This window comes from Clostridium sartagoforme, assembly GCF_004794105.1.
Taxonomy (GTDB): Bacteria; Bacillota; Clostridia; order Clostridiales; family Clostridiaceae; genus Clostridium; species Clostridium sartagoforme_B.
The window spans coordinates 476,939-490,530 of the sequence record NZ_SRYR01000001.1; the positions used below are offsets into that span (position 1 = coordinate 476,939).

General features: G+C 27.6%; 14 protein-coding genes. All 14 read left to right on the plus strand.

The window, feature by feature from the left end; genetic code table 11:
* Nucleotides 1-10: 10 nt before the first annotated feature.
* The 14 genes from E5347_RS01985 to E5347_RS02050 all read left to right on the plus strand — a co-directional run bounded on the left by E5347_RS01985 (nt 11) and on the right by E5347_RS02050 (nt 13,575).
* Nucleotides 11-1,057, plus strand: a complete 1,047-nt coding sequence (locus E5347_RS01985; RefSeq protein ID WP_136004073.1) for an ABC transporter ATP-binding protein — start codon at nt 11-13, stop codon at nt 1,055-1,057.
* Nucleotides 1,050-2,015 carry an ABC transporter ATP-binding protein gene (locus E5347_RS01990; RefSeq protein WP_136004075.1) on the plus strand — a complete coding sequence of 322 codons (966 nt, stop codon included), beginning with the start codon at nt 1,050-1,052 and terminating at the stop codon, nt 2,013-2,015. Before E5347_RS01985 ends, E5347_RS01990 begins: the two co-directional genes overlap by 8 nt.
* Before the next feature lie 22 nt (nt 2,016-2,037).
* Nucleotides 2,038-2,394: a hypothetical protein gene (locus tag E5347_RS01995; protein WP_136004077.1), complete on the plus strand. Its 357-nt coding sequence runs from the start codon at nt 2,038-2,040 to the stop codon at nt 2,392-2,394.
* A gap of 141 nt (nt 2,395-2,535) precedes the next feature.
* Entirely contained in the window at nt 2,536-2,814 is a 279-nt protein-coding gene (locus E5347_RS02000) for a hypothetical protein (RefSeq protein ID WP_136004079.1), read from the plus strand.
* A gap of 74 nt (nt 2,815-2,888) precedes the next feature.
* Nucleotides 2,889-3,773, plus strand: a complete 885-nt coding sequence (locus E5347_RS02005; RefSeq protein ID WP_136004081.1) for a LysR substrate-binding domain-containing protein — start codon at nt 2,889-2,891, stop codon at nt 3,771-3,773.
* Nucleotides 3,774-3,872: 99 nt separating this feature from the next.
* The gene (locus E5347_RS02010) at nt 3,873-4,907 is read left to right on the plus strand and encodes a YeiH family protein (RefSeq protein ID WP_136004083.1); all 1,035 of its coding nucleotides are present in this window, start codon (nt 3,873-3,875) and stop codon (nt 4,905-4,907) included.
* A gap of 115 nt (nt 4,908-5,022) precedes the next feature.
* Complete coding sequence (locus E5347_RS02015) at nt 5,023-6,237, plus strand: NADP-dependent isocitrate dehydrogenase (RefSeq protein WP_136004085.1); 1,215 nt, start codon at nt 5,023-5,025, stop codon at nt 6,235-6,237.
* 271 nt (nt 6,238-6,508) lie between these two features.
* Nucleotides 6,509-6,670 carry a small, acid-soluble spore protein, alpha/beta type gene (locus E5347_RS02020; protein ID WP_136004087.1) on the plus strand — a complete coding sequence of 54 codons (162 nt, stop codon included), beginning with the start codon at nt 6,509-6,511 and terminating at the stop codon, nt 6,668-6,670.
* A 349-nt stretch (nt 6,671-7,019) separates the two neighbouring features.
* Nucleotides 7,020-7,721 carry a TVP38/TMEM64 family protein gene (locus tag E5347_RS02025; RefSeq protein WP_136004089.1) on the plus strand — a complete coding sequence of 234 codons (702 nt, stop codon included), beginning with the start codon at nt 7,020-7,022 and terminating at the stop codon, nt 7,719-7,721.
* Nucleotides 7,722-7,994: 273 nt separating this feature from the next.
* Nucleotides 7,995-8,696, plus strand: coding sequence for a response regulator transcription factor (locus E5347_RS02030; protein WP_136004091.1), 702 nt, complete (start codon nt 7,995-7,997; stop codon nt 8,694-8,696).
* The gene (locus tag E5347_RS02035; RefSeq protein ID WP_136004093.1) at nt 8,671-10,839 is read left to right on the plus strand and encodes a sensor histidine kinase; all 2,169 of its coding nucleotides are present in this window, start codon (nt 8,671-8,673) and stop codon (nt 10,837-10,839) included. The genes E5347_RS02030 and E5347_RS02035 overlap by 26 nt, the downstream gene beginning before the upstream one ends.
* 370 nt (nt 10,840-11,209) lie before the next feature.
* Nucleotides 11,210-12,136: an ABC transporter substrate-binding protein gene (locus E5347_RS02040; RefSeq protein WP_136004095.1), complete on the plus strand. Its 927-nt coding sequence runs from the start codon at nt 11,210-11,212 to the stop codon at nt 12,134-12,136.
* Complete coding sequence (locus tag E5347_RS02045; protein ID WP_243109701.1) at nt 12,126-12,836, plus strand: ABC transporter ATP-binding protein; 711 nt, start codon at nt 12,126-12,128, stop codon at nt 12,834-12,836. Before E5347_RS02040 ends, E5347_RS02045 begins: the two co-directional genes overlap by 11 nt.
* Nucleotides 12,829-13,575 carry an ABC transporter permease gene (locus E5347_RS02050; protein ID WP_136004097.1) on the plus strand — a complete coding sequence of 249 codons (747 nt, stop codon included), beginning with the start codon at nt 12,829-12,831 and terminating at the stop codon, nt 13,573-13,575. Before E5347_RS02045 ends, E5347_RS02050 begins: the two co-directional genes overlap by 8 nt.
* The last annotated feature ends 17 nt before the right edge of the window (nt 13,576-13,592 follow it).

Here is a 13,592-nt window from a genome sequence, read left to right on the forward strand (position 1 = left end):
TATATAAGGTATGGAAAAGTTAATTAATAAAAGTGAATCGATTCTAGATGTTAAAGATTTAAAAGTATCTTATCATACTTATGCAGGAGAAGTTCAATCTGTTAGAGGAGTATCTTTCGATGTTGCAAGAGGAGAGGTACTAGCTATAGTAGGAGAATCAGGCTGTGGGAAAAGTGTAACTGCTAGAGCGATTATGTCTTTAATATTAGGACCGCAAGGTGAAATTAAAGATGGTAGTAAGATACTTTATAATGGTGAAGATATATTATGTTATGATAAGAAAAGAATTAGAGAATTTAGAGGTGGAGAATGTGCAATGATATTCCAAGATGCACTTACATCTCTTAATCCAACTATGAAGGTTGGTAATCAAATAATAGAAAATTTAGTAGCTCATAGAAGCATGGATAAAAAAACTGCACGAGAAGAAGCAATAAGAATACTTGAATCTGTAGGAATTCCAAATGCAAAAGAAAGAATAGATCAATATCCACATCAATTTTCAGGTGGAATGAGACAAAGGGTTATGATAGCTATTGCTGTTGCTTGTGAACCGAAAATTTTGATAGCAGATGAACCTACAACTGCCCTTGATGTTACAATTCAAGCACAAATCCTTGAATTAATTAATGAGCTAAAAGATAGATTAAATACAGCAGTAATATTAATTACTCATGATTTTGGAGTAGTTGCTGGAATGGCAGATAAAATTGCAGTAATGTATGCTGGACAGATTATAGAAAGTGGTGAAAAGAGAGAAATATTCTATAATCCTAAACATCCATATACTTGGGCACTTTTGAACTCAGTTCCTAAACTAGGTTGGAAAGGGAAACAATTACTAGATACAATAAAGGGGACACCTCCTGACTTAATTGCACCACCAAAAGGCTGTGCATTTGCAGCGCGTTGTAAGTATTGCATGAATATTTGTTTAGAGGAGGAGCCAAAGGAGTATTCATTTGGGGATATACATAAAGCGAAATGCTGGTTATATAGTGAAGAGCTACCTGAGGAGATATTAGAAGAAATTATGGAGGAAAGAAAAAATGGCTAATGGAGATAATGTAATTTTAGAAGTAAAAAATTTAAAAAAATATTTCAAAATTGGAAATAAAGATATTCTAAAAGCAGTAGATGATGTTTCCTTTGCCATTAAAGAGGGAGAGACTTTAGGTTTAGTTGGAGAATCAGGATGTGGTAAGACTACTTGTGGAAGAACTGTTATTGGTTTATATGATAAGACAGATGGGGAAATCTTATATAATGGAAAGCCAATTGATGGATTAAAGGGAAAAGAAAAAAAGCAGTTTAATAAGGAAGTCCAAATAATATTCCAAGATCCATATGCATCATTAAATCCAAGAATGACTGTTGCTGATATTATATCAGAAGGAATAGATATTCATGGGTTAGCTAAATCAAAAGCAGATAAAGATAAAAGGGTTTATGAGTTGCTTGAGCATGTAGGATTAAACAAAGAACATGCAAATAGATTTGTTCATGAGTTTTCAGGTGGACAAAGGCAGAGAATAGGTATAGCTAGAGCCTTAGCTGTAGAGCCAAAGTTTATATTATGTGATGAACCTATATCAGCACTAGATGTATCAATTCAAGCGCAAATTGCTAACTTATTAATTAAATTGCAAAATGAATTAGGGTTGACTTACCTTTTTATTGCTCATGACTTATCTATGGTTAAACATATTTCAGATAGAGTAGCAGTTATGTATTTAGGTAGTATGGTTGAATTAGCAGAATCAGAAGTATTATTTAATAATCCTAAACATCCATACACAGAAGCATTAATGTCAGCTATTCCTATAGCAGATCCTGATATAGAAGAGAATAGAAGTAGGATTATGTTAGAAGGAGATGTACCTAGTCCAATAAATACTCCTAAGGGATGTAAATTCCAAGGTAGATGCAGTAAGTGTATGCAAATATGTAAAACTGAAGAACCAGAATTTAAGGAAATAGAAAAAGGACACTATGTAGCTTGTCATTTATATTAATTAGATTTTAGGAGATAAACAAGTGGAAAAATTAATTAGAGTTATTAAAGATTTTATTAAATGCATATTTGTTGGCAGTTGTATTTCTTTTGGAATTATAGTTATAGTTGGAATAATTTCATTACTAGTATCGAAATTTGATTGGAGACAATCCTTAGAAGTTGTAAGAAGTGCAATACTTATAATTGGATCATTAGGGATAGTTTTAGGCGCCCTTTTAATACTAAAGAAAAGAAAAGAAAAAGAATTGCAGTTTAAAGAGCAGTGGCAAAAAAAATATAGTGTATTTTCCTATAGAATTGTTGTAATAGTAGATAGCTTCATAATTATTTTATATGGAGGAGTTATAGACTGGCTTATAATGAGTTTTATACATTAAAAATATAATAAAGGAAATCAAGTAGTATAATAAACCTTTTAAAGAAATAATTAATATCTCTTATTGAAAATGGATTTTACTTATGGTATAATAACTTCAAGACGGAGAACAATAATATTATTAAGACAAAGAGGTATAAATATGAGTGGAAAAATAAGAACTTGGTTGTATATTATATGTGGAATAATTTTAATAGGAACAGTTGCATATTTAGCTTTTAATTTATTATTATTTTTACTTCCAATAATAATAGTATTATATATCTTTTTTAAGGTAAGAAACTATTTTAGAAAAGATAATAGTAATTCAACTAATAGTTATACTAGAGAATATAAAAAATCAGATAATGATATAGTAAGTAGTATTGATGATACTAATATGGAAGTAATTGATGTTGATTATGAGGATGTTAATAATTAGATTTGATATAGAGACTCAGCTTAGGCTAAAAATTTTTTAAGCTTAGGCTGAGTTTTTTATAGGGGGAGATAAAAGTGAATTTTAGAAAATTAAAAATATTTTATGAGACTGCCATTCATTTAAATATGACAAAGGTTGCTAAAGATATGTATATAAGCCAACCTTCTATAAGTCAAAGTATTAACGAACTTGAGCAGGATTTAAATGTAAAATTATTTGATAGAATAGGAAAAAGGTTATTCCTAACTCATGAAGGAGAAATATTTCTTAATTATGCAAGGAGAATATTAAATCTATATGATGAAGGAGTAAAAACTATTAAGGATTGTTCAGTAAATGAAGAGGGGAAAATAGTAATAGGGGCTAGCACAACTATTGGTATATATATTTTACCTGAAATAATAAAGGAATTCTCAGCAAATTTTAAGGGTGTGGAAATCTCATTAATTATTGAAAATACTAAGACTATAGAAAGATTAATACTTGAAAATAAGGTAGACTTTGCTTTTGTAGAAGGTGAAATAACTTCTGATGAAATAATTAAGGAAACAGCATGGAAAGATGAATTAATATTTATATGTGGAGATTCAAATAATTTAAAAAACTATGATTTAATTGATGGAAAGTTTTTAGAAAATGAGAAGTTTATTATGAGGGAAGAAGGAAGCGGGACTAGGGACCATGCTGAAATTTTCTTAAGAAAAAATAAGATAAAATTTAATAAGTTTTTAGAGCTTGGAAGTACAGAAGCTATTAAGAAAACAGTGGAGGCAAACTTAGGAATAGGTTGTCTATCCTATAGGGTTGTGGAAGATAGAATTAAACTTGGTAAGCTATTTAGCTTTAGAGTGAAAGAAGGAAGAATAGAGAGAGAGTTATATTTAATTTTACATAAAGATAAGTTTATTTCAAACAATATGAAAAAGTTTATAGAGTATTCTAAAAACACCCCTATATAGGTATTTAGTTATTATAATTATAAAATAATAGTATTTTGCTTTTTAGGGCATAATATCTATAATAAGTTTAGACAAAATTATAGATATTGAGGTGGGACATTGAAAGAGTTAAAAAGCATTTGTAAGGGACTATTTGTTTGTTTGATTATTGGTATTATATCTAAGTATTTAGGTGGAATATTTGAAAAAGTTGGAGCAGCAACCTTTGCCATATTTATTGGAATAATTCTTGGAAATACAGTTTTCAAGGATAAAAGTTATGATGGTGGAACTAAATTTGCAGAAAAAGATTTATTAAATTACTCCATAGTATTAATGGGAGCTAATTTAAATATTGGCCAAATTTTAGGACTTGGAGTTAATGGGTTATTATTTATTATTCTTCAAATGACATTAACTATAATTGCAACTTTTTACATAGGTAAAACTCTGAAGTTTAATAGGAAGTTTTCTCTTCTTATGGCTGCAGGAAACTCAGTTTGTGGATCTTCAGCAGTAGGGGCAACTTCTCCAGTAATAAAAGCAGAAGATGATGATAAGGTAATGTCTATTACTATAGTTAATGTTACTGGAACTATCCTAATGATATTGCTTCCTTTTATTACAATGGCACTATATAATAATGATGTTTTACACTCTTCAGCAATGATTGGTGGGATCCTTCAGTCTGTTGGGCAAGTAATAGGCTCTGCTAAATTCATATCAGAAGATGTAGTTAATTTAGCAACAGTATTTAAAATTTTAAGAATAATAATGATTGTAGTAGTTGTTATAGTTTTTGAAAAGATAAATAATAGTGAAGAGTCTAAAACTGAAAGTAAAGTTGAAGAAAATGTAAAAAATAAAGAAAAAGGCAGACTTGCTAGTAAGTTAAAGAAGATAAATATTCCTTGGTTTATTTATGGATTCTTTGTAGTATGTATTTTTTATACATTAGGTCTAATACCTGATGTAGTATCAAAAATATTTAAGTGGATAAGTGGAAACTTTGAAATTATTGCTTTAGCTGGAATAGGAATGAGGGTAAAATTTAAAGATTTAGTTAAGGAAGGACCTAAAGGCATGCTATATGGAGGATTAGTTGGTATTTGTCAAATAATTTTTGCAATTATATTAATTTCCATATTACTATAATAAAAAATAGTATTTTATAGACAAATATTTCCTTGTTATAATCATCTATATTTGTAAAACCTTAATTTATAAGTTATAATTAGTTTGTAAAAATTTATATATTGGGGGGCTAAGAATGAAAAAAATAATGATGAATACGCCATTAGTAGAAATGGACGGAGATGAAATGACAAGGATTCTTTGGGCTATGATTAAGGATGAATTGTTAAACCCTTTTATTGATTTAAAAACAGAATATTATGACTTAGGTTTAGAATATAGAAATGAAACTAATGATAATGTTACTGTTTTAGCAGCAGAAGCAATAAAGAAATATGGAGTTGGTGTTAAGTGTGCTACTATTACACCTAATGCTGCAAGAGTTAAGGAATATAACTTAAAAGAAATGTGGAAGAGCCCTAATGGAACTATTAGAGCACTTTTAGATGGTACTGTATTTAGAGCACCTATTATTATTGATTCTATTAAGCCTTATGTTAGAACTTGGGAAAAGCCAATAACTATTGCTAGACATGCCTATGGAGATGTTTATAGAGATGTTGAAATGAAAATTGAAGGTAAAGGTAAGGCTGAATTAGTATTTACGAATGAAAACGGAGAAGAACAAAGAGAGCTTATCCATGATTTTAAAGGGGATGGAGTACTTCTTGGAATGCATAACTTAAATAAATCCATTGAAAGCTTTGCAAGAAGCTGCTTTAACTTTGCAGTAGATACAAAACAAGACTTATGGTTTGCAACTAAGGACACTATTTCTAAAAAATATGATCATACCTTTAAGGATATTTTCCAGGAAATATATGATAATGAGTATAAAACTAAATTTGAAGAGTTAAATATAGAATATTTCTATACTTTAATAGATGATGCTATAGCTAGAGTAATAAAGTCAAATGGTGGATATATTTGGGCTTGTAAGAACTATGATGGAGATGTAATGAGTGATATGGTTGCAACTGCCTTTGGATCACTTGCTATGATGACTTCAGTCTTAGTATCACCTGATGGATACTTTGAATATGAAGCAGCTCATGGAACAGTTCAAAGACATTACTATAATCACTTAGAAGGTAAAGAAACTTCAACTAATTCAATAGCAACTATTTTTGCATGGTCTGGTGCATTAAGAAAAAGGGGAGAATTAGATAATAATAATGATTTAGTAGAGTTTGCTGATAACTTAGAAAAGGCTTCACTTCAAACTATTAACGAAGGGTTTATGACTAAGGATTTAGCATTATTATCAAACATAGAAAATATTACAGTAACTAATTCTGCTGATTTTATTAAAGAAATAAGAATTAGACTAGAAGCAATATATAAGTTGTAATAAAGTTTTTACATTTTATTTAATTATATTTTATACTCAAAATATTTTAGTTAGGCAATTACACAAACAACTTATATATAATTAAAAAAATATATGCTTTCAGTTGATGTAATTTACTTTCAAAACTATTTTTCACTAAAGATAAAGTAATTACTTAATATGTAGATTATTTATTGAAACATATATATAATAAATAATTATTTTAAAGCAACTTTTTTCCTAGAATAAAAAGCACCTTATATATTAAGACTATATTTGGAGGTGTTGTGTAATGGCTCATAAAAATAATAAAAATTCAAAGCAGAATAAAAAATCAGGTCAAAAAACTAAGGCGGAAGTTAAAAAGATGCAAGTTGAGACAGCTGATGAAGTAGGATATTCAAAGGAGTCTAGAAAATTAGGGAAAAATAAACCAAGAAAAGAAGACAATTAGTTTATAATAGGTCTATTGTACAATGAAAAATTAAAAATGAAGTAGTTAAATAAAAAAAGAAAGTTTTGCTTTGCAAAACTTTCTTTTTTATTTATAAAGATATTATTTATTTAAAAGATTTTGGCGCAAACTTTTACATTTATACAACTATGGAGATGATTTACATACCTTGTTATTATATTTGGAAATTTAAAAATCTTACTATTACTAATAAAAAAATAAGAATTGATTTAGAAAAACTTTAGATAAAGTAATGAAATATATTAAGATTTGGAATTTATACTAATATCATCAAAAGTATTTATTTGAAATTAGATAGATTTCTGCAACATTTAGGGGGAGCATAATTATGAATGGAAAAGTATCAATAAAAAAGTGGATGTACTTAATTTTAGCTATAGTTGGAGTTAGCGGTATAATGATTTATTTAAAGTATAGTGGAATTTTAGGATATATGTCATCAATAGAGGAATTTAAAGGATATATTGAAGGACTTGGAAGTAAAGCTTATATTGTATTTTTTATAATACAGTTAATTTCTATAATAGTTGCTCCAATACCAAGTAATTTTAGTGCTGTAGCAGGTGCCATAGTACTTGGAATGTGGGAATCATTTATTATCACAACTTTAGCCATAATAATTGGATCAGCAATTATTTTTTCATTATCAAGGATATATGGAAGAATGTTCGTTGAAAGGTTTGTAAATAAGAAACTTATAGAGAAGTATGAGAATTTAATTAACTCACCTAAAGGAGAAAGCGTAATTTTTCTAATGTTATTACTTCCTTTTTTCCCAGATGATATTATTAATTTTATAGTTGGTATTAGTAATATGAGTTTTAAAAAATATTTTGTTATACTGATGCTTACTAGACCTTGGGAGATATTACTTGCATCAGCTTTAGGATCTGCAAGTTTAGAAATGCCTTTATGGGGATGGGGAGTAATTATAATAGTATCTTATTTTATAATTGTTAAGAGTAGTAAAATAGAAGAGAAGCTAACTAAATTAATAAATAAAGAAAACAAGCAAACAATAAATAAATAAATAAATAAATAAATAAATAAATAAATAAATAAATGAGGAGCTTGGTATCCGGCGAAGGACAAACCAAGCTCCTCTTGTTATTAGCACTTTCGTACCAACTGCTAGATTATAATAACATTAAACTGAAAAATAAACAAGGACTTTTTTAGAAATTCTTTAGAATTATTTGAGGTTATTCTTTAGGAATAAAAGATATAGTTAGTTTGTAAGGAAAAGATTTCGCTTTTATCGTATAATAGTAAAGTGTTATTAAGAAAGTAAGGAGAAGGACCTATGGGATATAATGTATTAATTGTTGAAGATGAAAAAGAAATAGCAGACGCTCTAGAAATTTATTTGAAGAGTCAAGGGTATAAGGTATTTAAGGGATACAATGGCTTAGAGGGATTAGAAATTATAAATAATGAAGAAATACATTTAGCTATTGTAGATATTATGATGCCTAAAATGAACGGAATAACTATGACTATGAAGCTTAGGAAAAAATATGACTTTCCTGTTATTATGTTATCTGCAAAATCAGAAGAAGTTGATAAGATAATGGGACTTAATATTGGAGCTGATGATTACATAACAAAACCTTTCACGCCTTTAGAATTATTAGCCAGAATCAATTCTCAGCTAAGAAGATATTCTAAATATCTTAAGTTAGCTTCTTCAGGAATTGAAAAAACAAATAGCTATATTATAGGTGGCCTTGAACTTAATATAGATACAGTAGAGCTAACGGTAGATGGTAATTTAGTTAAGCTTACTCCAATTGAGTTTAAAATCTTACAATTATTAATGCAAAACCCAGGAAGAGTTTTTTCATCAGAAGAAATTTATGAAAGAGTTTGGAATGAGCAAGCAATAAATACTGATACGATTATGGTTCATGTTAGAAATATAAGAGAAAAAATCGAAATCAATCCTAAAAATCCTAAATACTTAAAGGTGGTGTGGGGAGTTGGATATAAAATTGAAAAACAATAAAAAAGGATATATTAATCTTGCTGTAGTTTTAACTTTATTATTAGTTATATCTATTACTATAGTAGGTAATTATCCTAAGGTTAGGGATATAGCAAACAGATCAGAAAGTGTTGTATTATATGATGAGTATTTTTTCCAAAGAAACCTATATGAAGGTTCTTATGCTTTATATACGGATTTAGTAGAAGCTGAAAGTGGTAAGGAAGTATCAGCAGACGAAGTATTTCTTAAGGGGATAAAAAATGAACAAAATACTAGTCAATATAATAATGTTAGGCAAAATATTAATTATGAAGTAAATAGATGGTCTTATAGATTTGAAGAAAATTATAAAAATCTAGAATACTATATGGCTAAAAAAAACTCTGATAAAGTAGTATCAAATACAAATAATAAACTAGGATTGCTTTTATCAGACAATATTGAAGCTAAGAATAAAGAAGAGATAGAGAACTACTATGACTTTTATATGGTAGCGGCCTTTGATGAGTTTGGGAATGTGAATATTATTAAGTCAAAAGGAATAAAGGAATCTACAGAAAATACATTTATAAATCTTGATAAAAATAATATATTTAATATACCGAGCAATTTAGAATTAAATGGATTAAAAGATGTATCAGTAGTTTATGGGATACCTAAAAATTTAAGATTTCAAGATCAAATAGTAAGTTATAATAACAGTTCTGACAAGTATGTATATGAAAATATAATGGTAACAATTGCATTAATTTCATTTGGGATTGCATCTATAATTGGATTGTTTTCGTTTTTGAAAAACCTTACTGGTATTAAATTAATAAATAAAATAGTGAACTTACCATTTGAAATAGTATTTATTATAGTAGGTATGGTAATAGCATGTGTAGCTATGTCCCCTGATTTAGTTTATTCTACCTTGAATAATGAGTGGTTAATAAATGCATTCATGAATGTTGGATTCTCTACAAGCTTCGTTAATCCATTATTAGATGTAGGAAATGTTATATTTTGGTTTGTTTTATTGCTTACAGTATTTGTAGCTACGCTTGTATTAAAACTCATATTTACAAAAGGACTTATTAAGTATATTAAAGAAAATACATTAGTGGGTAAATTAATAAGGATTATATTAAAAATATTTAGAAAAATTTATAATGAATTGGCTAATGTAGATTTAAATAATAAATCTAATAAAGTTATATTAAAAGTAGTTGCTGTGAACTTTCTTATTCTTTCTTTTATGTGCGCAATCTGGTTCTTTGGAATAGGAACAGCATTAATATATTCAATAGTTTTATTCTTTGTATTAAAAAAATACTTTGAAGATATAAAAGGTAAATATCAAATTTTACTTGGAGCTACTAATAAAATAGCAGAAGGTAATTTAGATGTTACTATAGATGAAAATTTAGGAGTATTTGAACCATTAAAGGATGAACTTGAGAAGATTCAAAAAGGATTTAAAAATGCAGTTGAAGAAGAAGTGAAAAGTCAAAGGATGAAGACTGAGCTTATATCAAATGTTTCTCATGATTTAAAAACTCCATTAACATTAATAATTACTTATATTGATTTATTAAAGGATGAAAATATAAGTAAGGAAGATAGGAAAAAATATTTAAGCACATTGGAAAGAAAATCACAAAGGCTTAAAAATTTAATAGAAGATTTATTTGAAATAAGTAAAGCTACAAGTAAAAATATTAAATTAGATATAGTTAATGTTGATATTGTATCTTTAATGAAACAAACTCATTTAGAACTTAGTGATAAGATTGAGGAATCTTCACTAAAATTTAAGTGGAATTTACCAGAACATAAAGTTATAGTACCTTTAGATAGTCAAAAAACTTATAGAATCTTTGAAAACTTACTTATAAATATAGTTAAATATTCTATGCCTAATTCAAGGGTATTTATAGATATCTTGGATGATGAAAATGGTGTATACGTAACTTTAAAGAATATGTCTGCAACCGAAATAGATTTTACTGAAGAAGAGATAGTAGAAAGATTTGCTAGAGGAGATAAGTCAAGGAATACTGAAGGATCAGGTCTTGGGCTGGCTATAGCAAAAAGTTTTGCAGAATTACAAGGTGGAAGCTTAAAAGTTGAAATTGATGGAGATTTATTTAAGGTAATATTAAAGTTTAATAAGTAATGTGTTTATATAAAAAGAATAAAAAGACTTATTATAGATTTTAATTATTATAATAGAAATAAATTCTGACTATAAAAGCTATAGTGTAAGGAAGTAATATAAGAAAGATGGTGTAGCAGCTTAAACTATATCATCTTTCTGTTTTTTGATTTTCTTTTAGTTTACGGACTATTAGCGTATTGTTTATATAAATGTCTTGGACATACAATATATACTAAACAATGGATTTTAATATTCGAGTTATGGATTTCTTTATATTAGATATATAGATAAGTTTATTATTTTCTTCTATATTATAGAAAAATTAGTTGAAAAATATGTATTTAATAAATATAATAGGAAGGAGAAAAGTTTGTAGGAGGTTTAACAAATGAAAAAGTTAAACAGAAAATTATCATTAATTTTAATATCAATGTTTTCTATTTTCTTAATAGGATGTGGAAATAAAGAAAAAGCAGAAGAGGTAAAAGAAGATACAACATTAAAAATTGGCTTAATGCCTGCAGTTGATACAGCCCCAATTCTTATTGCAGAAAAGAATGGATATTTTAAAGATGCTGGAATTAATGTTGAGATTGAAATTTATACTAATGCGCAAAATAGACAAAGTGCTCTTCAAAGCAATGAAATTGATGGAGCAATGACAGATTTTATTGCTGTTGCAACAAATGTAAACGGTGGCTTTGATATAAAAGCTACAACTATGACAGATGGAATGTTCCCAGTTTTATCTAATGAAGGTGCAAAAGATAAGAAAGATATTAAAGTAGGAATGATGGAAGTTAGTGTTTCTAACTATCTAATCGATAAGTGGCTTGGACAAGACTACAATGTAGAAAAGGTATTTATAAATGAAATACCTGCAAGACTTGCTGCTTTAAATAGTGGGGAAGTTGATATGAGTTTATTCCCAGAACCAGTTGCATCAAATGGTGAATTACAGGGATTAATTAAGACTGTTTATGGAATGGATGATGAGTTTTCACCAGATTGTTTAGTATTTACAGGTAAATCTATTAATGAAAAGCCAAATACAATTAAAGCTTTCCATGAAGCATATAATAAGGCTGTAGATGAAATAAACAACAATCCTGAAATAGCAAAAGATATTTTAATTGAAAAAATACCAAATACAAATCCTGAGGTTAAAGGTACTATGGTTTTACCAACATATAAAAAAGCTGCCCTTCCTAGTGATGAATATTTACAAAGTATAATAGATTGGACTGAAAAAACATTAAATAAAGATTTAAATGTTAAACCAGCTGATTTATTAGAAGGAAAGTTTGTTAAATAATATAATAAAAATTAAAGACTTATCTGTAAAGTATAATGAAGAAATAGCAATAGATAAATTAAATCTATCTATTGAAAAAGGAAAATCTTATGCTATTATAGGAAAGTCTGGCTGTGGAAAGACAACCCTGCTATATACTATGGCAGGGCTTATTTCTAATTATGAAGGGAATTTAGAAATAGAAGGTGAAACTTCATTAATACTCCAGAATTTAGGTCTTTTTAATTGGTTTACAGTATATAAAAATATAAGTTTAGGTTTAAATAAAAGTAATTTATCTAAAGAAGAAAAAGAAAAGCTGGTTAATAGGGTTATTAATGAATTAGGACTAGCTGATATAAAGCATAAATATCCTAAAGAGCTTAGTGGTGGGCAAAAGCAAAGAGTTGCTATAGGAAGAACGATTATAAATAATCCAGAAATTCTTTTATTAGATGAAGCTACTTCAGCCTTGGATTCAATTAACAAGGAAATGATTCAAGAATTATTACTTGAAATTAAGATTGAAAAGAATATTACTATGATTTTAGTTACTCATAATATTGAAGAAGCAGTTTTCTTAGGTGAAGAAATAATAGTAATGAAAGATGGTAGGATTGATAGTATTATTCCTAATAAATACTTTGGTGATAAAGATATTAGGACAAAGACTGAATATATAGAAATATGTAATAAAGTAAGAGGTAGCCTTTATGATTAAGGATAGAGTTTTAAAGTTTTTTAAAAGCTTATATGGAGCTATTATAATAATTGTTTTATGGTATTTATTAAGTTTAGGAATAGGAACTAATATGGTACCAACACCAAAGAGTACACTATTAGAGCTAATAAGACTTATGCAAAATGACTTTATATATCATATTTTATATAGTCTATATAGGATATTAGGAGCTATACTTATATCATTAATTATTGGAATTCCTTTTGGAATATTAATAGGTAGAAGCACACTTTTTGATAAAATAATATCTCCTATAGTTTACTTACTTTATCCAATACCTAAAATTGCTTTCTTACCAATATTTATGGTTATGTTTGGTATAGGTGATAAATCAAAGATAATACTTATGGTTACTATTATAGTATTTCAAATATTAATAGTAACAAGAGATGCAGTAAATGAAATAGATAATGATGTTTTAATATCTGCAAAGGTAATGAAGTTTAGTAAGGTAGATACTATAACAAAAGTAATATTACCTAGCATAGCCCCTAAGATTTTTTCAAGTCTACGAGTAAGTATAGGTATTGCTATTTCAGCTTTATTTTTCAGTGAAAACTATGCTACTAAATATGGACTAGGTTATTATATAATGAACTCTTGGTCAATGGTAGATTATAAGGGGATGTTTGCTGGAATCTTAGCTTTAAGTATAATGTCATTAATAATATTTAAGATAATAGATTTATTAGAGATAAAAATATGTCCTTGGAAATAATTTAAATAGAAGTCTGT

Excerpts from the sequence above, each read along its gene's own strand:
- E5347_RS01985 (WP_136004073.1), top strand. The coding sequence starts at position 11 with ATGGAAAAGTTAATTAATAAAAGTGAATCGATTCTAGATGTTAAAGAT.
- E5347_RS01990 (WP_136004075.1), top strand. The coding sequence starts at position 1,050 with ATGGCTAATGGAGATAATGTAATTTTAGAAGTAAAAAATTTAAAAAAA.
- E5347_RS02000 (WP_136004079.1), top strand. The coding sequence starts at position 2,536 with ATGAGTGGAAAAATAAGAACTTGGTTGTATATTATATGTGGAATAATT.
- E5347_RS02015 (WP_136004085.1), top strand. The coding sequence starts at position 5,023 with ATGAAAAAAATAATGATGAATACGCCATTAGTAGAAATGGACGGAGAT.
- E5347_RS02020 (WP_136004087.1), top strand. The coding sequence starts at position 6,509 with ATGGCTCATAAAAATAATAAAAATTCAAAGCAGAATAAAAAATCAGGT.
- E5347_RS02025 (WP_136004089.1), top strand. The coding sequence starts at position 7,020 with ATGAATGGAAAAGTATCAATAAAAAAGTGGATGTACTTAATTTTAGCT.
- E5347_RS02030 (WP_136004091.1), top strand. The coding sequence starts at position 7,995 with ATGGGATATAATGTATTAATTGTTGAAGATGAAAAAGAAATAGCAGAC.
- E5347_RS02040 (WP_136004095.1), top strand. The coding sequence starts at position 11,210 with ATGAAAAAGTTAAACAGAAAATTATCATTAATTTTAATATCAATGTTT.
- E5347_RS02050 (WP_136004097.1), top strand. The coding sequence starts at position 12,829 with ATGATTAAGGATAGAGTTTTAAAGTTTTTTAAAAGCTTATATGGAGCT.